The organism is Micromonospora sp. LZ37, from assembly GCF_059359015.1.
In genome coordinates this window covers 141,276-163,027 of the sequence record NZ_JCADBL010000013.1, presented here as the reverse complement: position 1 = coordinate 163,027, position 21,752 = coordinate 141,276, and the positions used below count along the sequence as shown (strand labels likewise).

Annotated in this window: 21 protein-coding genes; 9 read left to right on the top strand and 12 right to left on the bottom strand. The window is 73.5% G+C overall.

What is annotated here, in order from left to right; translation table 11 throughout:
- Positions 1-21: 21 nt before the first annotated feature.
- From AC5L3Z_RS24590 to folP, 7 genes are all read right to left on the bottom strand, one after another.
- Positions 22-522, bottom strand: coding sequence for a hypothetical protein (locus AC5L3Z_RS24590; RefSeq protein ID WP_494845338.1), 501 nt, complete (start codon positions 520-522; stop codon positions 22-24).
- Positions 523-584: 62 nt separating this feature from the next.
- Complete coding sequence (locus tag AC5L3Z_RS24585) at positions 585-890, bottom strand: hypothetical protein (protein WP_334521239.1); 306 nt, start codon at positions 888-890, stop codon at positions 585-587.
- Between the two features lie 73 nt (positions 891-963).
- Positions 964-2,181: an ABC transporter permease gene (locus AC5L3Z_RS24580; protein ID WP_494845419.1), complete on the bottom strand. Its 1,218-nt coding sequence runs from the start codon at positions 2,179-2,181 to the stop codon at positions 964-966.
- Positions 2,182-2,281: 100 nt separating this feature from the next.
- Positions 2,282-2,764 carry a DUF3180 domain-containing protein gene (locus AC5L3Z_RS24575; RefSeq protein WP_494845337.1) on the bottom strand — a complete coding sequence of 161 codons (483 nt, stop codon included), beginning with the start codon at positions 2,762-2,764 and terminating at the stop codon, positions 2,282-2,284.
- Positions 2,765-2,834: 70 nt separating this feature from the next.
- On the bottom strand, positions 2,835-3,362 hold the full coding sequence (gene folK / locus AC5L3Z_RS24570) for a 2-amino-4-hydroxy-6-hydroxymethyldihydropteridine diphosphokinase (protein WP_494845336.1): 528 nt from the start codon (positions 3,360-3,362) through the stop codon (positions 2,835-2,837).
- Entirely contained in the window at positions 3,359-3,718 is a 360-nt protein-coding gene (gene folB / locus AC5L3Z_RS24565; RefSeq protein ID WP_494845335.1) for a dihydroneopterin aldolase, read from the bottom strand. Before folB ends, folK begins: the two co-directional genes overlap by 4 nt.
- On the bottom strand, positions 3,715-4,575 hold the full coding sequence (gene folP, locus AC5L3Z_RS24560) for a dihydropteroate synthase (RefSeq protein ID WP_494845333.1): 861 nt from the start codon (positions 4,573-4,575) through the stop codon (positions 3,715-3,717). The genes folB and folP overlap by 4 nt, the downstream gene beginning before the upstream one ends.
- Positions 4,576-4,933: 358 nt before the next feature.
- On the opposite strand from folP, the gene AC5L3Z_RS24555 reads away from it, so the two are divergent.
- The 7 genes from AC5L3Z_RS24555 to AC5L3Z_RS24525 are packed head-to-tail and all read left to right on the top strand — an operon-like array spanning position 4,934 to position 13,563.
- A complete protein-coding gene (locus AC5L3Z_RS24555; protein ID WP_334521247.1) occupies positions 4,934-5,251 on the top strand; it encodes a hypothetical protein in 318 nt (105 codons plus the stop codon).
- Positions 5,252-5,264: 13 nt separating this feature from the next.
- Positions 5,265-5,627 carry a hypothetical protein gene (locus tag AC5L3Z_RS24550; RefSeq protein WP_067302246.1) on the top strand — a complete coding sequence of 121 codons (363 nt, stop codon included), beginning with the start codon at positions 5,265-5,267 and terminating at the stop codon, positions 5,625-5,627.
- Between the two features lie 49 nt (positions 5,628-5,676).
- Positions 5,677-9,270 carry an ATP-binding protein gene (locus AC5L3Z_RS24545; protein ID WP_494845332.1) on the top strand — a complete coding sequence of 1,198 codons (3,594 nt, stop codon included), beginning with the start codon at positions 5,677-5,679 and terminating at the stop codon, positions 9,268-9,270.
- A gap of 1 nt (position 9,271) precedes the next feature.
- The gene (locus AC5L3Z_RS24540; RefSeq protein ID WP_494845330.1) at positions 9,272-11,215 is read left to right on the top strand and encodes an MFS transporter; all 1,944 of its coding nucleotides are present in this window, start codon (positions 9,272-9,274) and stop codon (positions 11,213-11,215) included.
- Positions 11,212-11,769 (top strand): hypothetical protein, encoded by a 558-nt coding sequence (locus AC5L3Z_RS24535; RefSeq protein WP_494845328.1) that lies wholly within the window; start codon positions 11,212-11,214, stop codon positions 11,767-11,769. Before AC5L3Z_RS24540 ends, AC5L3Z_RS24535 begins: the two co-directional genes overlap by 4 nt.
- Positions 11,770-11,777: 8 nt before the next feature.
- Complete coding sequence (locus AC5L3Z_RS24530; RefSeq protein ID WP_494845417.1) at positions 11,778-12,947, top strand: M23 family metallopeptidase; 1,170 nt, start codon at positions 11,778-11,780, stop codon at positions 12,945-12,947.
- A gap of 13 nt (positions 12,948-12,960) precedes the next feature.
- Entirely contained in the window at positions 12,961-13,563 is a 603-nt protein-coding gene (locus AC5L3Z_RS24525) for a hypothetical protein (RefSeq protein ID WP_494845326.1), read from the top strand.
- A 4-nt stretch (positions 13,564-13,567) separates the two neighbouring features.
- Here AC5L3Z_RS24525 and AC5L3Z_RS24520 read toward each other — a convergent pair whose 3' ends face one another.
- The gene (locus tag AC5L3Z_RS24520; RefSeq protein WP_494845416.1) at positions 13,568-14,128 is read right to left on the bottom strand and encodes a hypothetical protein; all 561 of its coding nucleotides are present in this window, start codon (positions 14,126-14,128) and stop codon (positions 13,568-13,570) included.
- A gap of 204 nt (positions 14,129-14,332) precedes the next feature.
- Between AC5L3Z_RS24520 and AC5L3Z_RS24515 the strand changes: the two genes are divergently transcribed.
- On the top strand, positions 14,333-16,900 hold the full coding sequence (locus tag AC5L3Z_RS24515) for an FtsK/SpoIIIE domain-containing protein (RefSeq protein ID WP_494845324.1): 2,568 nt from the start codon (positions 14,333-14,335) through the stop codon (positions 16,898-16,900).
- A 55-nt stretch (positions 16,901-16,955) separates the two neighbouring features.
- Complete coding sequence (locus tag AC5L3Z_RS24510) at positions 16,956-17,651, top strand: hypothetical protein (protein WP_494845323.1); 696 nt, start codon at positions 16,956-16,958, stop codon at positions 17,649-17,651.
- A gap of 18 nt (positions 17,652-17,669) precedes the next feature.
- On the opposite strand, the gene folE is transcribed toward AC5L3Z_RS24510, so the two are convergent.
- From folE to AC5L3Z_RS24490, 4 genes are all read right to left on the bottom strand, one after another.
- Positions 17,670-18,335 (bottom strand): GTP cyclohydrolase I FolE, encoded by a 666-nt coding sequence (gene folE, locus AC5L3Z_RS24505; protein WP_334521344.1) that lies wholly within the window; start codon positions 18,333-18,335, stop codon positions 17,670-17,672.
- Between the two features lie 35 nt (positions 18,336-18,370).
- Positions 18,371-20,380, bottom strand: coding sequence for an ATP-dependent zinc metalloprotease FtsH (gene ftsH, locus AC5L3Z_RS24500; protein ID WP_494845321.1), 2,010 nt, complete (start codon positions 20,378-20,380; stop codon positions 18,371-18,373).
- A 420-nt stretch (positions 20,381-20,800) separates the two neighbouring features.
- Positions 20,801-21,376: a hypoxanthine phosphoribosyltransferase gene (gene hpt, locus AC5L3Z_RS24495; RefSeq protein WP_494845319.1), complete on the bottom strand. Its 576-nt coding sequence runs from the start codon at positions 21,374-21,376 to the stop codon at positions 20,801-20,803.
- A 101-nt stretch (positions 21,377-21,477) separates the two neighbouring features.
- Positions 21,478-21,666 carry a hypothetical protein gene (locus tag AC5L3Z_RS24490; protein WP_494845423.1) on the bottom strand — a complete coding sequence of 63 codons (189 nt, stop codon included), beginning with the start codon at positions 21,664-21,666 and terminating at the stop codon, positions 21,478-21,480.
- Positions 21,667-21,752 lie beyond the last annotated feature (86 nt).

The following is a 21,752-nucleotide window of genomic DNA, read 5'->3' as shown; positions in this document are numbered from 1 at the left end:
CCAGGTGGGGGCGGCGGCGCGTCAGGCCCGGCCGCCGAGGCTGGCCAGACCGATGATCCAACCGGCGAAGAAGCCGTAGGTGGCGCCCGCCCCGGTGGTCTGGAAGGCGGCGAGCAGGGGACCGCCGCCGGTCAGCAGGGTGGCCACCAGCGTGCCGGCACCGGCGGCGAGGACGTACGCGGCCCAGCCGGAGAGGAACTGGCTGGCCGAGCCCGGCACCCGGGCCACCTGCGAGGTGGGGACCAGATAGAGGAAGGTCGCGGCGAGCAGCAGCACCAGGATGGCCCGCAGGTCGGTGGCGAGCACCCCCTGCGCCGGGTCGTCGGAGTCGAATTCCCAGGCCGGCCAGGCGAGCAGCCGCATGAACCAGCCACCGGCGGAGTTCGGGTCGGTGTGGGTCTCGGCCCAGCCGACGTACCACGGGCTGCCGCAGACTGCGACGAGGATGAGCGCGGCGAGGGTGCCGGTGCCCGCGGCGGTGCCGTGCCCGCTGACGGTCCGGGGGCGGTTGGTGAGGGCCATGCGGCGGGAAGTTCCCGAGCCCCGGCGGGGGGCAAACCTCCGCCACCCGGCGGAACGGCCGGTCAGTGCTTCGACAGGTAGTCGATGAACGCCGCCCGCAGCAGCGGCTCCGACTCCTCGTAGCCGTGACCGGTCAGCTCCCGCCACAGCGCCGAGGCCTCGTCGATGAGGGGTCCGACCGAGTTGGGGGCCCCGTCGAGCACCTCGGCCTCGTCGGCGTTCGGGAGGTGCCGCAGCACCGACCAGAAGAAGGCCACGTCGCGGCGCTCCCGGGCCAGCGAGAAGGCCTGCTCCCGCAGCTCCTCGGTGGAGAGCGCGTCGAGTTCGTCGAAGCTGCGGCCGGTGCCGGCGGAAGGAGTTCCGTTCATGCCCGCGAGCCTAACCGGCGAGATCACCTCCGGCCGGCCGGACGGGGCCGGGACCAGGTGCGGAGTCCGGGGGTCAGCGGTCGTCGTCCCAGCGGTCCGGCCCGGCGTCCCAGCGCGGCGCCTCCCACGGGTCGGGTGGGGTGGCGGTCGACTGGGCCGGCAGCGCGGGCGGCCAGTTCTGGGCCGGGCCGGGCCGGTGCAGCGACCAGCCGGTGCTGATCGTGCCGTCGCCGGCCGGGGTCAGCTCGCCCGCCTCGACAGCGGACCTGCGCGGCCGCCCGTACGCCTCGACGAGCCGGGTCACCACCAGCCCGGCGCCGAGCAGCACGGCGCCGACCGCCCAGCGGCTGACCGAGCGGTCCTCCGCCGCCAGCCAGGCCAGGAAGACGACGACCAGGCCGACCGCGAACAGGGTGCCGAAGATGCCGCCGCGGCGGCCGTACGCGCTGGTGCCGGCGAGCAGGGCCACCCCGACCGCCAGCACCGTCCAGTCCAGCCCGGGCCCGGGCACGACCGGGCCGGAGCCGTTCGCCGCGATCAGCACCCCGGCCAGCGCCGCGAGCACAGTCGAGCCGACCAGCGCGACGGCGGTCACCACGGCGGCCACCGCGCCCCGGCGCCGGGCCGGGTCGGAGACCGGCCGGAACCGGCCGACCAGCCGCCGGACCGCCCGGATCGCCCCGAAGATGCCGCCCAGCGCGGCGGCGGCGGCGAAGCCGGCGAAGAGGTAGAAGGCGGTGCGGCGCGGGTCGTACTCGCCCTGCACCGTGACGGGTGCGGCCCGCCGCTCGATCCAGACCACCACGCCGGCGGCGGCGGCCAGGCTGGCGGCCCAGCCGGGGACGTGCAGCACCACCACGACCAGCGCCACGGCGAGACCGCCGACCGCGGCGGCCACCAGGAGCGGGACGAGGGCCGCGGGCGCGCCCCGGTCGCCCTGTTCGGCGAAGTGCAGCGCGGCGGCGACCGCGACCGGCCCGACGGCGAGGTTGACCGCGCCGGTACGCAGGCTCAGCCCGGCGGCGAGGGCGAGCAGGCCGAGCGCGACCACGTCGACCAGGAGGGTCCGCAGGCCGGTGCCGCGCAGGGCGCCGGCGTCCGCCCGCCACAGCAGGAAGGTCAGCGCGGCCAGCCCGACCAGCAGCGCGGTCTCCCAGACCAGGTGGACGGCGACCCGGTCGCGGCCGGGCTCCCCGTGGGCGGGGTCGTCGAAGACGTTCTCCAGTACGGCCGCGGGCACGTTCGGTGTGGACTCCCCCGACGCGGTCCGGCCCGGTTCGTCGTACGCCATGCCGAGCGCCTCCCACATGCCCGGCCGTCACCGTTGACGGCCGGCTATCTCCGGTCGCCAGGGACGGTACCTGCGCGGAGGGCCGGGCGTAACCCCCTGGTCAGCGACGACTGGGCAGGTCCGGGCCTTCGCGGTCCTCGTCGTCGTCCTTCTCCGGCACCCGGCAGGAGCGCTCCAGCCAGAGCGCGGCGGCGACCAGCGCGAGCGAGGCGAGCAGGCCACCCACGGCGGCCGGCCGGTCCTCGGCGGCGGCCCGGGTGGTGCCGTCGAGCAGGAGCCATCCGGTGAGCCCGGCGTAGAAGCCGGTGAAGATCGCGCCGGCCAGCGCGGAGGCCTTGGCCAGCACCACGAACCGGGCCACCAGCAGCGCGTTCACCGGCTCCCGCCCGGGCTTGCGGTCGATCCGAGCCCGGGTGTTGACCGCGGCGTACGCCTCGAGCACCGCGAGCCCGGCCAGCGTGACCACCGGCAGCCAGGGCAGCTCCGGCGCGACGTCGTAGTAGAAGGTGCTGATCAGCAGCCAGGCCAGCGCCGCGGCGGCGAGCGCGGCGACCACCAGGGTGGAGATCCGGGTGGGGCCCATCTTCGAACCGTCGGGCTCCGGACCGCGCGGTGGACGGTGCGCCTGGGTCATGCCGGCCGGCTCCAGTGGGTCATGCGTCCGACTCTAACGTCAGTTCCGGCCGCGGGCGCAGTTCCAGGGCGTCACCGGCCACCGGTTCGGCGTTGAGCAGGTCGGTCAGCCAGCCGTGCCCGGGCAGCCGCCCGTACGGCTGGATGTCGATCCACGGCCGGAGCACGAAGGCGCGCAGGTGGGCCCGGGGGTGCGGCAGGGTGAGTTCGGGGTCGTCGCGGAGCACCGGCTCGCCGGCGTCGTCCCAGACCGCGACGACGTCCACGTCGAGGGTGCGCGGCCCGAAGCGGCGCTGCGGGTCACGGACCCGGCCGGCCGCCCTCTCGGCGGCCCGGGCCCGGTCCAGCCAGTCGCGCGGGGTCGCCGCCGGGTCCGCGACCAGCACCGCCGCGTTGAGGTACGCCGGCTGTTCGGCGTCACCCCACGGTGGAGTCTCGTAGACCCCGGAGACGACCAGCACCGCGTCGCCGAGGGCGGTGACCGCCGTCCGCAGGTGGTCGAGCCGGTCACCGAGGTTGCTGCCGAGCGACAGCACGGCCTGGGTCACCGCGTCCGCCGCATCGTCACGGCCACGTCCCGGAAGGCGTGCGGGATGGGGGCCTCCGGCTTGTGCACGGTCACCGTGGCCGCGGCGACCAGCGGCTCGGCGAGGCAGACCGCGAGCAGCCGGTCGGCGAGCGTCTCGATCAGGTTGACCGGTTCGCCGGTGACCACGGCGACCAGCCGCTCGGCCAGCTCGCCGTAGTGCACGGTGTCGGTGACCTCGTCCGAGCGGGCCGCCGGGGCGAGGTCGAGTTCGAGCACGGCGTCGACCACGAACTCCTGCCCCCGGGCGCGCTCGAAGTCGTAGACGCCGTGCCGGCCGTGGGCCCGCAGGCCGGTCAGCGCGATCCGGTCGGTCATCGTGTTCCCTCTCCGGGGCTCGTGAGGCGGGGGCGGCCGGTGGCCTGCCAGACGGTGAGCGCGTCGACGGTGCCGCGGACGTCGTGCACGCGTACTCCCCAGGCGCCGGCGGCGACCGCCAGCAGGCTGGTGGCGACGGTGGCCGCCTCGCGGCCCGCAGTGGGTCGGGGTTCGCCGTCCGGGCCGGCGAGCAGCCGACCCAGGTAGGACTTGCGGCTGGCCCCGAAGAGCAACGGGTGGCCGAGGTCGAGCAGCTCCGGCAGGCGGGCGCTGAGTTCCCAGTTGTGCGCGGCGGTCTTGGCGAAGCCGAGGCCCGGGTCGACGATGATCCGGTCGGCGGCGACGCCGGCGGCGAGCGCCTCGTCGACGCGCTGCGCCAGCTCCGCGCGGACGTCGGCGACCACGTCGGTGTAGCTGGCCAGCTCGCCCATCCCCCGGGAGTGGCCGCGCCAGTGCATGAGCACCCAGGGGCACCCGGCGTCGCGGACGACCCGGGCCATGTCCGGGTCGGCCAGGCCGCCGGAGACGTCGTTGACCACGGCGGCGCCGGCGGCCAGGGCCGCCTCGGCCACCGAGGCCCGGCTGGTGTCGATGCTGACCGGCACACCCGCCGTGGCGAGTTCGCGGACGACCGGCAGCACCCGGGCCGCCTCGGTGTCGGCGTCGATCCGGTCCGCGCCGGGCCGGGTGGACTCGCCGCCGACGTCGACGAGGTGCGCGCCCTCTGCCTGGAGACGCACTCCGTGGGCGACCGCCGCGTCGAGGTCCGCGTACCGGCCACCGTCTGAGAAGGAGTCGGGCGTGACGTTGAGGACGCCCATCACCACCGGGGCCTGCGCCCGTACCAGATCGGTCACGACTAGACGGTACCGGTCGTGACCGACCGCTCCGGCGGCCCCCGTCGGCCCCCTCGGAGCGGGGCCTGACGTGGGCTTTGGAACAGGTGTACGATCGGGCGTCCGGGCGGTTTCGGGCCGACTCTTCGCGGGTTGTCGCAAAGGTGGACGGCCCGTACGCTGTGGAATTGCCCAGCATCGAGATGGCGAAGCCTGGAGGGAGGGCCTAAGCGGGAAAAATCCCCCCAAAGCTCGCCACTCTCCGTGGTGAGTAACGGACGTAGCGTCGCCGACGCTGCGCAGAGTGACCGAATTTTCCCGCCAGGCTTGCCTACTGCACCGCCGCGGCACCGCCGGCCGCGTTATGGGGAGGTTTCCAGTGATCGCCTTCGAGCTCATGGAGACGGCGTCGTCCAGCGTCACGCAGGCGCTGCACACCCTGGCGTCGGCCGCTCCGCTCGCCGAACCGGCTCCGAAGGGCATCGACACCAACAGCGTCGTCACCTTCTTCGCCAGCAAGATCGCACCGATCCTGCTGGCCGTGCTCGGTGTCATCTTCATCGGCCGGGCCAGCCGGGGTGAGATCTCCAAGGTGCTGACGAGCTCCGCCATCGCGATCGTCGGGCTGGCCTTCATCGCCGGCGCGGCCACACTCTTCTTCGTCGGTGACTACCTGATCGACCTGATCTTCGAATAGGCGCGGGCGAGAGATGCGGCTGCGCACCGACGACGACATCTACCGGGCCCGCCTGGTCTACCTCGGGCCGCCCGGATACACCCTGCCCGTCCACCTCCCGTACGCCCAGTACGGCCTGTTCATGCTGCTCGTACCCCTCTACATGTTCATCCACTGGCTGTTCACGCTCCAGGTCGAGCTCTTCCCCGCCTGGGAGATCGCCCTCGCCATCGTGAGCACCTCGTTCATCTTCCGGTACGTCGACCCGGACCGGCCGGCGCGGATGGTCATCCGCACCGCGCTGACGGACTGGCGACGCACCCGGGAGCCGGCCGCCGAACTGCGGGACCCCCGCCTGGTGGGCAGCCGGATCAGGATCCGGGAGGAACTGGCATGACCGGGCGTACGCCGATCGGGCAGTCGAGCAACGCGGGTGAGGCGGTCGAATGAGTCGCTCTTCCACGCCGGGATATCCGGCCGGACGTCACAACGCCTCGCACGGTAACCGTGCGCGGTCGTTCGACTACCCGGCGGACGAGGTGGGTGGCGAGGAGATCCACGACCCGGCCCTCGTCACCAGCCCCGGTCACGGCGGCGTCGGGGTGTTCCAGGCCCCCCGGCCGGCACCCGGCAGGCCGGTGCCGCCGGCCGAACCGGCGTCGGCCCCACCGATGCTGGCCGGTGACGGCACCGACATCGACTCGCCGTTCCTCGACCTCTTCGGCGGCGCGCACCCGGGCCCGGTGCCGGCGCGGCCGGCTCCCCCGCCCGCGGTGGCGCCGCGGCGCGGCACCGGGCGGGAGCATCCGCAGATCCCGCACCAGCCGGTGGCGCCCCCCGCCTCGGCCGTACCGGCCCCCGTGCCGCCGCCCACGATCGACGTCGAACCGCCGCCCGGGATCGACGCCCCCGCCGCCGACCGGTCCACCCGCGCCCGCGTCCCGCACCAGTCGGGTGACCGACTGCCGGCGCTCCGCCCGTCGAGCGAGGCCGAGCTGGTCACCGAACGGCCGGCGGCCCCGCCGCCACGGACCCCGCGTCGGGTCACCGCGTTGCCCGCCACCACCACCGACGTCGGAGAGCCGCGCACCGCCCGCGAGGCCGCGGAGCGGGCCCGGCGGGAAGCCGTCGAGCAGGCCCGGCGGGAAGCTGCCGAGCGGACCCGGCGGGAGGCCGCCGCGCCGGCCACTCTGGAGCCCGCCGAGCAGGACCGGCCCGAGCCGGCCTGGCCGGAGGCGGCAGAGGATGCCTGGCCGCAGCCGGCGGAGCGGAGCTGGCACGAGCCGGCGGATCGGGCCATTCCCGAGCCCGTCGCGCAGCCCCGGCGGGAGACCGTCGAGCCGACCGGACGGCAGCTCGCCGAGACCGGCCCGAAGGAGCCGGCGGAGCGGGTCTCCCGGGAGCTGGCGCCACCGCGCGAGCGCGCCGCCAGCAAGCGGCGCACCCCCGCGAAGCCGGTGCGGGTGAAACCGCCGAAGATCAAGTTCGGGGACCGTGACCCGTCGATCGACCTGGCCATCACCGAGATCGCCGGGCACCTGACCTTCACCCCCAACACCGTCACCGCCTGGTACTGGCTGCCCGAGGTGCGGTGGGCGTTCCGCCCCGACGCCGAACGCGAGGCGCTGCTCTCGGCGATCTCCGAGCAGTACGCCGGCCTGGCCGGGTTCCGGCTCCACCTGCGGCGCACCACCCGGCCCTTCCCGGCCGACGAGTGGGCCCGCACCATCGACGCCCACACCGCCTCGCCGCTGCCCGACGTCCCCGGCACCGCCGGTTGGGCCGACCACCTGGTCGCCGCGCAGCGGCACCTGATGTCCGTCAACCACGCCGAGGGGCAGACCTACCTGGGGGTCACCTTCGCCCGGCGCTCGCTCGGCGACTCGCTCACCGAGCGGGTGCTGCGCACCTTCGGCCGGGGCACCGCCGACGGTGAGCGCCGCAAGCTGAGCCGCACCGTCGAGCAGTTCGACGAGGTGCTCGGCGCGTTCGGCATGCGCGGCCGCCGGGTCACCGCGCAGGAACTGGAGTGGCTGCTCTACCGCTCCGTCGCGCTCTGCATGGCCCCGCCCGGCACGCTCTCCCCGGTGACCAACGGCCGCTGGGAACGTGGCGATCTGCTCGCCCTCACCGAGCAGGTGGAGCGCTACCGCACCCCGTACGGCTCGACGGTCAAGCTGGTCAACCGGATGACCGGCGAGGAACGGCACGTCGCCGTGCTCGCCGTCGGCCGGATGGAGCCGCTGGAGATCCCCGAACGGCACGAGCCCTGGCTGCACTTCCACGAGCGGCTGCCCTGGCCGATGGAGATCTCCACCCGGGTGGACATCCTCGGTTCCGGTGACTCCTTCCGCAACCTCGAGCACCGGCTGCGGATGATCCGGTCCCAGCAGCTCGACTACGCCGAGCACGGCATCGACGCCCCGCCCGAGCTGGAGCGGCTGGCGAAGCGGGCGCTGGTGATCGGCGACGAGATGACCACCGGGCTGCCGGTCGACTCGGCCCGGGCGCACGGCTGGCACCGGATCGCCGTGGGCGGCCGGACCCGCGAGGAGTGCCTCGAACGGGCCCGCCGGCTGACCCAGCTCTACAGCCGGGAGCTGCGCATCTCGCTCCAGCACCCGAAGAACCAGGACTGGCTGGCCCGCGAGTTCATCCCCGGTGAGCCGATCGCCAACACCGGCTACGTCCGGCGGATGCCGGTGCCGCTGCTCGCCGCCGCGCTCCCGCAGGCCGCCTCGACCGTCGGCGACCGCCGGGGCGACCTGATCGGCCGTACCGCCGGCACCTGCCGACGGCCGGTCTTCCTCGACCTGCACTTCCCGATGGAGGTGCGGGAACGCTCCGGCCTGGCGGTGTTCGTCGCCGAGCCCGGCGGCGGCAAGTCCACCCTGCTCGGCGCGCTGGGCTACCTGGCCGCCCGGCGCGGGGTCCAGGTGACCCTGCTCGACCCGTCCGGCCCGCTGGCCCGGCTCTGCGCGATGCCCGAACTGCGGCCGTACGCCCGGGTGCTGAACCTCACCGGGTCGGAGCAGGGGACGCTGGCCCCGTACTCGCTCATCCCCACCCCGCTGCGCAGCGAGTTCGGCGGCGGCGCGGCCGGCGACCGGGAGTTCGAGATCGCGGTCTCCAACGCCCGGGCCGAGCGCCGGATGCTGGTGCAGGACATCTGCATGATGCTGGTGCCGCCGCAGGTGGCCCGCGAGGCGTCCACCGCGACGCTGTTCCGGCACGCCGTACGCCAGGTGCCGGCGGAGGAGACCTCCACCCTGGACGACGTGGTCGCCTGCCTGCAGGGCATGGACGACGACGCCGGGCGCGAGCTGGCCAACCTGCTGCTCGACACCGCCGAGATGCCCTTGGCGATGCTCTTCTTCGGCCGCCCGCCGGAGGGGCTGCTCGGCGCCGACGCCGCGCTCACCGTCATCACCATGGCCGGCCTGCGGCTGCCCGACCTCAAGATCGAACGGGAGTACTGGTCCGCCGAGGAGGCGCTCGCGCTGCCGATGCTGCACACCGCGCACCGCCTCGCCGTGCGCCGCTGCTACGGCGGGTCGATGTCCTCCCGGAAGCTGGTCGGCCTGGACGAGGCGCACTTCATGGAGGGCTGGCGCTCCGGTCGGTCCTTCCTGGTCCGGCTCGCCCGCGACTCCCGCAAGTGGAACCTCGCCGCGCTGGTCGCGTCGCAGAACCCGAAGGACATCCTCGGCCTCGACGTTCAGAACCTCGTCTCCACCGTCTTCGTCGGCCGGATCGCCGAGGACACCGAGATCGCCTCCGAGGCGCTGCGGCTGCTCCGGGTGCCGGTCAACGACGGATACGAGGCCACCCTCGCCTCCCTCTCCGCGGTCGACACCACGTCGGCCGCCCGGCTCGGCTTCCGCGAGTTCGTCATGCGCGACGTCGACGGCCGGGTGCAGAAGGTCCGGGTGGACGTGTCGTACGTCGACGGGCTGCTCGAACACCTGGACACCACCCCCGCCGCGGTGGCCCAGGCCGCCGGGCAGCTGCCGACCGTCCTGGCTGATCTGGAGGCGTGACATGGCGAGGGCCCGGGCACGGATCACGGCGCTCCTCCTCGCGCTCGGCGTGCTCGCCGGTGCCACGATCGGCTGGCCGGTCGTCGGGGCCACACCGGCCGTCGCGGCTCCTCCGGCGGCACAGGCGGCGGCCGAGCTGTGCAGCACCAAGGAGTGGCAGACCGACTTCAGGGCCTGCGTCGCCAAGTTGAAGCAGGTCGGTGAGGCGGAGATCGACTGCCGGAAGCCGCCGGTGCCCACCGCACCGGACTCGGGCCTGGCCGGCTGGTTCGCCTCCCGGCCGGACTCCGCCAAGTTGCCCGGCCCGAAGGGCCTGTACAGCGACTACGGCTACGGCGGGTACAGCTTCAACACGTACGACGTGGAGGGCGGCTGCGCGTCGACCGTGCTCCATCCGGACTACAAGTTCACCACCACCGTGGCCAACGGCGAGTTCATGATCGCCACCGCCATCGTGGGGGCCTCCAACGCGCTGCGGGAGCGGGCCTGGGATCCCCGCTCGATGTGGGGCTGGGCCGACCCGCTGGTGGAGAAGGCCACCAAGGCCGTGTACCAGAAGGTGTTCAGCGTCTTCGGCATCGTCACCCTCTGCGTGGTGGGCCTCTACCTGCTCTGGCGCTCCCGCCAGTCGGACATGAGCAACGCGATGACCACGGCGGGTTGGGCGCTGCTGGTGATGGTGGCCGTGACCGCACTGGCCGCCTGGCCGGTCAAGTCCGCCAACATCGCCGACGGCACCCTCATCACCTCGCTCGGTGTCGTACACGACGCCGTGGGTCCCGCAGCCCGGGACATACCTGCGGACAAATGCGCTCTCCCCAATCCGGATGCGTGCGTTGACAAGCGGCCGCCAGCGGTCCGGGCGAGTGACACGGCCACCGAATCGATGCTCTACCGCAACTGGCTGCGGGGAGTGCTCGGGTCGGCGGACAGCGAGACCGCCAAGAAGTACGGTCCCGCGCTCTACGACGCCAAGTCGCTCTCCTGGGAGGAGACGGAGAAGCTCCGGCAGAACCCGGCCACCCGGCCGGCGACGATCAAGGCGAAGCAACAGCAGTGGATGACCGTGGCGGACCAGATCAAGGTGGAGGATCCGGAGGCGTACGAGTACCTCCAGGGTGCCCGGGACATGGACCGGATCGGCTCCGGCTTCATCGCGGTGCTGGCGGCGCTGCTCTTCGCGATGTTCGACCTGACCGCCTCACTGCTGGTGCTGCTCGGCTTCCTGGTCTTCCGGTGGGCGGTCATCGCGGCGCCGATCCTCGGCACGGTCGGCCTGCTGAGGCCGGCCAGCGCCGGGCTGCGCCGCCTCGGCAACGCGGTGGTGGCCGCGCTCTTCAACATCGCCATCTTCGGCACCGGCGCCGCGATCTACCTCTTCGCGGTGGACCTGATCATGAGCACGCCCACCCTGCCCGGCTGGCTCCAGGTGGTGCTGGTGTGGCTCTGCGGCGTGGTCGGCTGGCTGCTGCTGCGCCCCTACCGCCGGATCACCCAGCTCGGCGGCAAGGACAGCAGCGAGGCGGTCAGTTCGGCCGGCTCGTGGCACCGCCGCTTCTTCCGGGACATGCGCATCGCCGCCCGGCTCGACGTGGTGGAGCCCGGCGGCACCACCGAGCCGGCGCTCGCCCGACGGCGGGGGCTGGCGCTGGAGCCGTCCCGGCTGCGCCCGGAGGCCCGACGGGAGGACCCGTCGCACTCCGCCACCGGCACCTCCGCCCCGCCGGATCGCCCGGACGGTCGGGACCGCACCGACGAGACGGAGCCGACGCCCCATCGCGAGGCGAGGCCTGCCACCACCGCGCCACGCCCGCGCCGACAGGCGGCCGACTGGACGGAGCCGGACGTGCCGGAGGAGGTGCCGAACTTCGCGGTCTACCGTCCCGACTCGGCTGAACGGGCACCCGCGAAGCCGAGCCCACGGGTGCGCTCCGAGGCACGGTGACGGCGATGCGTAGGGCTGTCGAGATGCTGGTGACCCGGGTCCTCCGCTCCCGGCTCGGGGTGGCGCTGGCGATCGCGGTGCTGGTCTTCGGGGTGATCGGGACGGCCCGCCTGGTCGCCGGGCCGGTCGACGCCACGAGTGGGCTGAGCAGCCGACCCCGGGAACCCATCACCACGGTCGATCCCAGCGAGGAGGACGACGGGGTCATCGCGACGCCGGTGCCGGAGTCGCCACGGACGAGGACCGGCGAACTCACGCCGGAGCAGACCGCCGGACGGTTCACCACGGCCTGGCTCGGCGGGCCCGGCGTCACCGCGGAGGAGTGGCAGGCGAATTTGCGTCCGCTCTCCACGCCGGCGCTCACCGAGAAGCTGGCCGGCGCCGGCCCGGAGGGCGTACCGGTGGCGAAGGTGGCCGGAGCGCCGACGCTGCGGGCACGGACGGCGGCGTTCACGGAGGTGCTCGTGCCGCTGGAGAACGGCCGGCTGCGCCTGGAACTCGTGGCGCCGGAGGGGCGCTGGTTGGTGGACGCGGTGGACTGGGAGCGGGAATGACTGCTGAGATCTCTGGGGCGGACCAGCCGCCCCGACGTCGACTCCGGGTCGGCGCCGTGGCCGTCGCGCTCACCGCCACCCTCGTCCTGCTCTGCTGCGGCGGGGGCACCAGCGCCTTCTTCCTCACCAACCTGGGGGGTGACGAGGAGAGGACGGTCGCCGCCGCGCAGGACTGCGGCCTGAATCACCGGGTCAAGGTCACCGGAGACATGCCCCGGATGTCCGCCTACGGCAAGAGTCAGCTGCGCAACGCCGCCGTCATCATCAAGGTCGGTCAGGACATGAAGGTGCCACCCCGGGGCTGGGTGGTCGCGGTGGCCACGGCCATGCAGGAATCGGGCCTGCGCAACCTCGCGAACAGCACCGTCGCCGGGTCGCGCGACATCCCGAACGAGGGCATCGGCGCGGACCACGACTCACTCGGACTCTTCCAGCAACGAGCCAGCTGGGGCAGCGTCGCCCAGCGGATGAGCCCCGACTACGCCGCCCGCAAGTTCTACGAGAAGCTGCTCGAGGTCGACGGCTGGGAACGGCTCCCTCTGACCCGGGCCGCCCAGAAGGTACAGGTCAGCGCCTACCCGGACGCCTACGCCAAGCACGAGGAGCTGGCCGGCCAGATCGTCAATGCGCTCGCCGGGGGCGCCGCCCGGACCGTCCGGATCGCCAACAAGGTGGTCTGCGACAGCGCCTCCGCCACCATGATCGCCGCCTCGGGCTGGACGGCGCCGATCCCTGGCGGGGTGGGCTCCGGTTTCCGGACCGCGAGCCGGCCGCGGCACAACGGGGTGGACATCGGCGCCCCGAAGGGGACCACCCGGATCCACGCCGCCTCGACCGGACGGGTGCTCGTCGCCCGCTGCGACCCCGACCGCCGGGGACGCCTCGACTGCGACGTCGACGGCTTTCCGGGCAAGGGCGGCTGCGGCTGGTTCGTCGACATCCTGCACGCCGGCGGCTACATCACCCGGTACTGCCACATGGTCGAGAAACCACTGGTGGTCCCCGGCCAGCTGGTGAAGGCCGGCGAGGTGATCGGGCGGGTCGGCAGCAGCGGCAACTCCTCCGGGCCGCACCTGCACTTCGAGGTGCACCTGGACGGCGACCGGGGATGGCAGGGGGCGACCGACCCCGTGCCGTTCATGCGGCAGCGGGGCGCACCGCTGGAGGGCACGGCATGAGGTCCGCACGACTATGACCGGGCCGCTCCCGGACCCGTTCGCCGGGCAACCGGACTGGGCGCCGCTGCCACCGCGCCCGATCGAGATCGTGCCCGCCACCGGACGGGTGGAGCTGCGGGGCCGGCGGGTGCTCGTCGGGCTGCCCGGCCTCGGCTGGCGGGGTGACCTGCGCGCCGACGAACGGGTCGTGCAGGGCAGCCGCACCTACGTCCCGGTCATCCCGGAACACGAGTGGTACCGGGCCGAGTCGGACCAGGTGGAGGTCTTCGCACCACTGATCCCGGTGGAGCGGGTCTGGGTGGAGACGCTCGGGGGCCGCCCGGCGCCGGAGGGCAAAGCCCGGGAACCGGGCATCCGGCTGGTCTCGCTGGACGCTCCCGCCAATCGCGCACCCACGCCCGTCTTCGAGGCCGATTCGGTCAGCGGCCGACGTGTGGTGCACGTGGAGGACTCGGTGGAACACCGGGACCTGCGTGCGGTGACCGAGACCTACTCGGGGGCCGAGGGCGACATCTGCGTACGGGTGACGCCGGAGCTGGAGTGGTACCGCTGGGCCTGGCGCGGACAGCCGCCGTCCACTCGCGAAGTGCCGGTGCACCTGCTCTGGGTCGAGTAGGAGCTCAGGCAGTGCGCGCAGCGTCACAAACTCGCCAGTGCTCCCCCAACTGCGTCCGGAAGCGCCAACGCTGACGATCACTCTGCCTAATGCCGTCCACCGATGCCGAAATGATCAGGTCGGTCTCCACCTCGGCACTCGCCCCCTGCTCCTGGACCTGGAGCGCGCCCCAGCTCACCGTGAAGGCGGTCGAGAAGCGCTGCTCCCTGGCCCGTAGGTCGTCCCTCAGCGATTGCAACTCGCTGCGACCGTCGGTGTTGCCCTCGCAGGTCAGCTGGTCTGCTCTGGTGTCGTTGCGGTTGACCAGAAACTCACGCAGATAGTTGTCCACGACCACGTCCGGCGCGCTGCGATCCGGCGTCGTCGCGCGGTCGTACAGCACGTAGCCGACCACCGCCCCACTCACGCAGAGCAGTGCGAGCACCCCGGCCACGACACTGAGGACGGTGCGGGTCCGGCGGCGCGGCCGCTGTGGCGCCGGCGCGGGGGTGGGGGGCGCCAACTGGTCGGGTGGGGTCCGTTGCGCCGGTACGCGGGACACCTGGGAACCGGCGGGGGGCTGCACTGATTCCACCCCCTGAGGCTATCGGCTGAGCGCCTCGTACCCAATGCCCCAGATGCTGCGGATCGTGACAGGACGAACCCGGCAGGTGAGAGTGCGTCCGCATTTGCGACAAGCCCGGCGCACCGCCGCAGCGCTTGCGGGGTGAGCGGTCGCTCCTGGGATACCGTCTGCACTCGGGGAGGTTTCCAACCTCGGGAAGAGGGGGTGGACGCTGTGGCCGGTCCGAAGGTTCGCACCAACCGCGCCGCAGCCCTGCACCGGCGCGCCGCCGCCACCGCCGCCGCCGCGGCGGGCGTGCTCGACGAGACCCGTCCCGCCCCCGCCGACCAGCGTCGGCAGTACGAGCTGGCGGACCGGCTCCGCACCGCCGCCGCGCAGCTCGCACCGGGTTGGGCCGGGGCGCCGCTGGAGACGTTGCGGGCGGACACCCCGGCGGGCGAGGCGACTCCGCCCTTCGTCCGGATCGGCACGGCGGCACCGCTGGACGACGCCCGCTTTCCCGCTCTCGTACCGCTGCTCGCGGCCGGGCACCTGACGCTCGACGTGGACGCGCGGGAGCCACGCGCGGCGGGGCTGCTCCGGGCCGTACTGTTGCGGCTGCTCGCCGCGACGCCGGCCGGCTGCCTGCTGATCCGTGCGGTGGACGGCGCGGGCCCGGGCGAGGTCTTCGCGCCCTTCGCGGCGCTGGCCGACGCGGGTCTGCTGCCGCCCCCGGCGGTCGACGTGGCCGGGCTGCGGGCGGTGCTGACCGAGGCCGAGCAGTGGGTTTCGCCGGGGACCGGCCGGCCGCGCCGGCACGACCGGGCGCTGCTGCTGGTGATCGCCGGCCTGCCCGAGCCGACCGCGTCGAGCGACCTGGAGCGGATCGAGGCGCTGGCCGTGCAGGGCCCGGCGGCCGGCCTGCACCTGGTGGTGGCCGGCTGGCCCCCACCCGGCCCGTACGCCGTCCGACCGCCGCTGCCCCGGGCGACCGCGGTGGAGCTGCGCACCGCGTACGCGCTGCTCGGTGATCCGCCGGGCAGCCCGTTCAGCGGGCCGGGCGTGGACTCGCCGGGTGGCCTGAATTCCCCGGTCTTCGTCGACGACGACCCGGGCGCGGAGCTGACCGGGGCGGTCTGCCGCCGGTTGGCCGAGCAGGTGGAGGCGGGTTCCCGGCTGGGCCTGGCCGAGCTGCTGCCGCCGCCCGACGACGCCCTGTGGGTGACGAGCTCCGCCGACGGGCTGTCCACCCCGGTCGGGGACGCCAACGGCCGCCCGGTGACGGTCGGTTTCACCGAGTTGACCCCGCACTGGCTGGTCAGCGGTCGCTCGGACGCCGGCCGGTCCGCCTTCCTCACCACCGCGCTGCTCGGCCTCACCGCCCGGTACGGCCCGGACGAGCTGGTCCTGCACCTGGTTGACCTCGGCGCCGGTGAGTCCTTCGTGGAGTTTCTCCAGACGGAGCGGGACCGTTCCTGGGTACCGCAGGTCCGGGCCGCCGCGATGGCCGCAGATCCGGAGTACGTGCGGGATCTCTTCGACGAGCTCGAGGCGGAGACCCGCCGCCGTGAGGAGGCCGGCGCCCGGGCCGGCGGGCAGCGCTTCGCGCAGCTGCGGCAGCACCAGCGGCTGCCCCGGATCGTCTGTGTGCTCGACAATTTCCCGTTGCTGCTGGCCGATCGTGATCCGGTCGCCGCCGAGGTGCTGGCCCGGTTGGACGGGCTGGCCCGCGCCGGGCGCGCGTACGGTGTCCATCTGGTCCTGGCCGGCGCGGGCGACCTGGGCATCGGCGCCGGGCCGGCCCCCCGTGACTCGGTGCTGGGCCAGTTTCCGGTGCGGGTGGCGCTCTCCGGCGGCGGCGCGGTGCTGATGCCGACCAACGACGCGGCGGCCGGGCTGGCGGTGGGCTCCGCGGTGGTCAACACCGCCGGCGGGCTCGGCGGGCCGCGCGGTGCCACCCGTGGTCACGAACGGCTGGTCCGCTTCCCCGACCCGCACGACGACCCGGGCTCGGTGGAGCGGCTGCGCCGCCGGCTCTTCGAGGCCCGCCCGGAGGGGGCGGCGCCGCCGAGTGTCTTCGCCGGCTGGGCGCGCCCGCTGCTGCGCAACGATCCCCGGCTGCGGGCGGCGCTGGCCGGGCACGGGGGCGGCCCGGCCGCCCTGCTCGGCCGGGCCGTGGACGTCTCCCGGACGACGGTCGCCGTTCCGCTCGGCCCGGTGGCGGGCCGCAACCTCGCCGTCCTGGGCCCCGGCGAGGAGGCCGCCCGGCTGCTGGTCACGGCCGCCCGGAGCACCGCCGCGCACCACCCGCCGGGCACCGCCCGGTTCGTGCTCGCGCCGCTGGCCGACGGGTCCGCGCCCCGGGCCACCGCGCTGGCGGCGGAGCTGGCCGGGCGGCAGCGGGTGGAGATCGTGGACGGTGCCGGTCTGCTGGCGGCGCTGGACGACGGCGGGCCGGCGTACCTGGTGGTGTTCGGGGTGGACGTGCCGACGCCGGGTGAGCTGCCGGTCGAGCGGCTGCGCACGCTGCTGCGCGAAGGTCCGCCGGCCGGGACGCACCTGCTGGGCTGGTGGCGTACAGTGCCGCCGTTCGCCGCGTTGACCGAACCCGACGGTGAGGTCGACAAGCTCGCCGCGGTCGCCGCGGTGAACGTGCCGGCCGCCCAGCTCGCCCCGCTCTTCGGGCGCGCGGTGCAGTGGCGCCCCCGGCCGGGCCGCGCGGTGCTCTGGGACGCTCCGGGCGAGCGGGGCGTGGTGCTGGTGCCGTTCGCCGACGAGGAGGTGGTGGCGTGAGCGCGAGGAGTGAGCCGGGCCTGCGAGCCCCGCAGCCGCGAACCGAAGGGGCACCATGAGCCTCGACGACGTGTCCACGGTGCCGGTGGTCCGGCCGCGGGTCGGCGACGAGCCGGTCGCCGCCGCCTGGACCGAGTACGTGGCCGCCGCGCGGCAGCTGGACGGGGTACGCCGGGGTGCGGCGACCGCCGCCGCCGAGCAGGCCCGGGCGGTGGAGGCGGCCCGCGAGGAGCTCGCCGGGGTGCACGCCCGGCTGGCGCCGCAGCAGGCCCGGCTGCGGGAGCTGGGCGTACCCGCGATCTCGCTGGCCCCGACGCCGCCGGAGGTGACCGAGGCGGCCCGGTCGATGGTGGGTGGTCCGGCGGCGGTGCTGGCGGCGCTGCGCGCGGCCCGGGGCTGGGCGGACGCCGCCGACGCGGCGCTGGTGGCGCGCGGTCGGCTGCGCCCGGCGGCGTGGCCGCCGGCGGTGCGCAACGTGCTGCTGTACGGGCCGCTGGCGCTGGTGGTGCCGGTGCTCCAGCTGGTCGTCTTCCTGGTCACCGGCGTGGGGGTGGCCAGTGCCTTCGCGCTGGTGGTCGGGTTGCCGATGCCGGCGGTCGCGTTCGCGGTCGGCTGGGTGGGTGTGGGCCGACTGTTCCCGCCGGAGCCGGGCGTGCGGTTGGACCGGACGCCCCGGCTGGGGGCGCTGGTCTGCCTGGTCCCGGCGGTGCTCGTGGCGGCCGGGATCATGCTGGCGCTGCTGGCCGGCTGAGCCGCCGGCCCTCCGCCGTCAGCGGGGGATGATGAGGGCCATCGCCTCGGCGCGGGACTTGGCGTCGTGCTGGAGGGTGCCGCGTACCGCCGAGGTGATGGTCTTGGCGCCGCTCTTCTGGATGCCGCGCATCGCCATGCACATGTGCTCGCAGTCCAGCACCACGACCACGCCGCGCGGGGCCAGCTTGTTCATCAGCAGGTCGGCGATCTGCGAGGTGAGCCGTTCCTGGACCTGCGGCCGGCGGGCGAAGACCTCGACCAGCCGGGCCAGTTTGGACAGCCCGGTGATCCGGCCGTCCGGGCCGGGGATGTAGCCGATGTGGGCGCTGCCCCGGAACGGCAGCAGGTGGTGCTCGCAGAGGCTCATCACGTCGATGTCGCGGACGAGGACGAGCTCCTCGTGGTTGGCCTCGAAGGTGGTGCTGAGCACCTGGGCCGGGTCGACCCGGAGGCCGGCGAAGAGTTCGACGTAGGCGCGGGCGACTCGCGCCGGGGTCTGCTGGAGGCCGTCGCGGTCGGGGTCCTCCCCGACCGCGATGAGGATCTCCCGGACGGCCCGCTCGATCCGGCCGAGGTCCATCGTCTCCTCGACGGGACGGCCGGTGAGCTTGCCGCTGATCAGCCGGGCGGCCACGTAGTCGAGGGCCTCGTCGCCGTCGGGCTCGGTCGACGAGGCGGCCAGCCCCGAGTGGTCGGGGCTGGCCGCGGCGTCCGTGTTCAGTGCGTACCGTCCGAGTTGTTCGAGCCGCCGACGGCCGCGCCGTCGGCCTGGGCCTGCGCCTTGAGCTTGTCCTTCTCGGCCGGGGTGAGCACCGGGGGCTCGGTGGAGGGCTGACGCTTGCCGAAGCCGTGGTAGGGGGCCATCGGCGGGCGCTTCGCCACCCGGGCGCAGATCCGGGCCATGTCGGCGGTGGAGAGGGTTTCCTTCTCCATCAGCTCCAGGACGATGTTGTCCAGGACGTCCCGGTATTCCACCAGGATCTCCCAGGCCTCGTCGTGGGCCAGCTCGATCAGGGCCCGCATCTCGCCGTCGATCTCGGCGGCCACCACGTCGGAGTAGTCCCGCTCGTGGCCCATGTTGCGGCCGAGGAACGGCTCGTCGCCGCTGGTGCCGTACTTGATCGCACCGAGCTTGGAGCTCATGCCGTACTGCGTGATCATCGCGCGGGCCAGCTGGGTGGCCTTCTCGATGTCGTTGCCGGCCCCGGTGGTCGGCTCGTGGAAGACCAGCTCCTCGGCGGCCCGGCCACCCAGCGCGTACGCCAGGGTGTCGACCATCTCGGCGCGGGTCTGGGTGTACTTGTCCTCGGTCGGCAGGACCAGGGTGTGGCCCAGCGAGCGGCCACGGGACAGGATCGTCACCTTGTGCACCGGCGCGGCGTGCGGCAGCGCCCAGGCGACCAGCGCGTGGCCACCCTCGTGGTACGCGGTGATCTTCTTTTCCTGGTCGCTCATCACCCGGGTCCGACGCTGCGGACCGGCGATCACCCGGTCGATCGACTCCTCCAGGGAGTCGTTGGTGATCGCCCGCTGGTCCTTGCGGGCGGTGAGCAGGGCCGACTCGTTGATCACGTTGGCCAGGTCCGCGCCGCTGAAGCCCGGGGTGCGCCGGGCCACCGAGTCGAGGTCGACGTCGGGGGTGAACGGCTTGCCCTTGGCGTGGACCCGCAGGATCGCCTTGCGGCCCTCCATGTCGGGGGCGTCGACCGGGATCTGCCGGTCGAAGCGGCCCGGGCGCAGCAGCGCCGGGTCGAGGATGTCCGGCCGGTTGGTGGCGGCGATCAGGATGACGCCGCCCTTGGTGTCGAAGCCGTCCATCTCGACGAGCAGCTGGTTGAGGGTCTGCTCGCGCTCGTCGTGGCCGCCGCCCATGCCGGCGCCACGGTGCCGGCCGACGGCGTCGATCTCGTCGACGAAGACGATCGCCGGGGCGTTCGCCTTGGCCTGCTCGAAGAGGTCGCGGACCCGGCTGGCGCCGACACCGACGAACATCTCCACGAAGTCGGAACCGGAGATCGAGTAGAACGGCACCCCGGCCTCGCCCGCGACGGCGCGGGCCAGCAGCGTCTTACCGGTACCGGGCGGACCGAAGAGCAGCACGCCCTTCGGGATCTTGGCGCCCAGGGCCTGGTACTTCGCCGGGTTCTGCAGGAAGTCCTTGATCTCGTGCAGCTCCTCGACGGCCTCCTCGGCCCCCGCCACGTCCGCGAACGTGGTCTTCGGGGTGTCCTTGGTGATCATCTTCGCCTTGGACTTGCCGAAGTTGAGCACCCGGGAGCCGCCGCCCTGCATCTGCGACATGAAGAAGAGCAGCAGGAGCACGAGCAGGGCGATCGGGAGCAGGTTGACCAGCAGGCTCACCCAGATGCTGTCCGAGGACACCTTGGCGTCGGCCGGGCCGGTGACCCGGTTGTTCGCCTTGGCCTCCAGGACCTCGTTCCAAACCTCGTCGCCGACCTCGTACGGGAACTGGGCCTCGATCTTGTCGGTGGTGGTGTCACCGAACTTGACCTTCTGCGACAGGTTGAGCTGGATCGTCTGTTCCTTGTCCTGGAAGACGACCTTGTCGATTTTGGGCTCGCCGGTGTTGAGGTGGTCGAGCGCAATGGAAGTGTCCACGCGGTGGTAGCTGGGACCAGCGGTGAACAGCTGACTGAGCACAACGGCGCCGAGGATGACCAGGATGATCCAGACCACCGGTCGGCGGAAGAAACGCGTACGTTCCATACTGTTGTCGAGCGCCGGGGCGCCCGCATCCTCCTGATCGACGTCCTGACCGTCTGAATGGTGTCGCCGCCGCGGCGGCGCCGGAGCCGCCGTGCGGGCCGGCCTCGACCCCGGGGCGCGCGAACTGCCGCGCCGCGGTCATTCGACGGTACACCGTAGGTGCCGGATGTGAGCTTCCGAGCCCGGCACTTACGCGTACGGCGAACCAGGGTTTCAGCCGGCGTGGCGGAGAGCCGCGGACCGGCCGCCCCGACCGCCCGGTCACGCGGGTCGAGGGGCCGGGCGCGGAGATCACTCCACGCCACCGACACCTACCGTAGTCGGAATCGCTGAGAGCCCGCTGAACGTCCGCTCGATGGACTCCGATGCGAGCGGACCGCGGATCCGGGCCGGGTGGTGACCGCGGCCCGGACGGGCGGCTCAGGCGCGGGCGTAGACCTCGGGCTTGAGCACGCCGACGTAGGGCAGCTCGCGGTAGCGCTCGCCGAAGTCCAGGCCGTAGCCGACCACGAACTCGGTCGGGATGTCGAAGCCGACGTACTTCACCGGCACCGGGACCTTCACCGCCTCCGGCTTGCGGAACAAGGCGACGACCTCGACGCTGGCCGCGGAGCGGGACTCCAGGTAGCGCAGCAGCCAGGAGAGGGTCAGCCCGGAGTCGACGATGTCCTCGACGACGACCACGTGCCGGCCGGCGATGTCCCGGTCCAGGTCCTTGAGGATGCGGACCACGCCGGAGGAGGTGGTGCCCTGGCCGTACGAGGAGATGGCCATGAAGTCCAGCTCGGCCGGCGGGCCGTGTCGGCCCAGCGCCCGGGCGAAGTCGGCCATGAACATGACCGCGCCCTTGAGCACGCAGACCAGCAGGAGCCCGTCCTCGACTCCGGCGTAGTCCGCCGAGACCTGCTTGGCGAGTTCCGCGGTCTTCTCGCGGATCTGCGCCTCGGAGATGATCACGTGATCGATGTCGGCGTCGTACCAGGAGCCGTCAGCCATGACTCCTAGCCTGCCGTACGCCGACCCGCTCCCGTCGGCGGGGCCGCCCCTTTTGGCGCGGTCCCGCCGGGGATTTTTTCGGCAATCCCGGACCAATCACCTCAGCAGGTGCCGGACTGCCAACGGCGGCCCTGGTCGGAGGGCTTCCAGTCGGCCGAGTCGCGGGTGTCGGCGGTGAGGCCGGCGGCCGACGCGACGGCCAGGACGACGAGCAGGAGCAGGAGCAGCAGGATTCCCATGGCGGCGCTCGCTTTCGCGTAGTTGATGTCGGTTTCGCCGCCGGTGCGCACCGGACTGCACCCAGTCTGCGCGGGCCGTCCCACACCGGACAGTGGCAGAAATGCCATCGCCCATCGATTTCCTGCCACCGATGCGG

Excerpts from the sequence above, each read along its gene's own strand:
- AC5L3Z_RS24590 (WP_494845338.1), bottom strand. The coding sequence starts at position 522 with ATGGCCCTCACCAACCGCCCCCGGACCGTCAGCGGGCACGGCACCGCC.
- AC5L3Z_RS24585 (WP_334521239.1), bottom strand. The coding sequence starts at position 890 with ATGAACGGAACTCCTTCCGCCGGCACCGGCCGCAGCTTCGACGAACTC.
- AC5L3Z_RS24580 (WP_494845419.1), bottom strand. The coding sequence starts at position 2,181 with ATGGCGTACGACGAACCGGGCCGGACCGCGTCGGGGGAGTCCACACCG.
- AC5L3Z_RS24575 (WP_494845337.1), bottom strand. The coding sequence starts at position 2,764 with ATGGGCCCCACCCGGATCTCCACCCTGGTGGTCGCCGCGCTCGCCGCC.
- folB (WP_494845335.1), bottom strand. The coding sequence starts at position 3,718 with ATGACCGACCGGATCGCGCTGACCGGCCTGCGGGCCCACGGCCGGCAC.
- AC5L3Z_RS24550 (WP_067302246.1), top strand. The coding sequence starts at position 5,265 with ATGCGGCTGCGCACCGACGACGACATCTACCGGGCCCGCCTGGTCTAC.
- AC5L3Z_RS24545 (WP_494845332.1), top strand. The coding sequence starts at position 5,677 with ATGAGTCGCTCTTCCACGCCGGGATATCCGGCCGGACGTCACAACGCC.
- AC5L3Z_RS24540 (WP_494845330.1), top strand. The coding sequence starts at position 9,272 with ATGGCGAGGGCCCGGGCACGGATCACGGCGCTCCTCCTCGCGCTCGGC.
- AC5L3Z_RS24525 (WP_494845326.1), top strand. The coding sequence starts at position 12,961 with ATGACCGGGCCGCTCCCGGACCCGTTCGCCGGGCAACCGGACTGGGCG.
- AC5L3Z_RS24510 (WP_494845323.1), top strand. The coding sequence starts at position 16,956 with ATGAGCCTCGACGACGTGTCCACGGTGCCGGTGGTCCGGCCGCGGGTC.
- ftsH (WP_494845321.1), bottom strand. The coding sequence starts at position 20,380 with ATGGAACGTACGCGTTTCTTCCGCCGACCGGTGGTCTGGATCATCCTG.
- hpt (WP_494845319.1), bottom strand. The coding sequence starts at position 21,376 with ATGGCTGACGGCTCCTGGTACGACGCCGACATCGATCACGTGATCATC.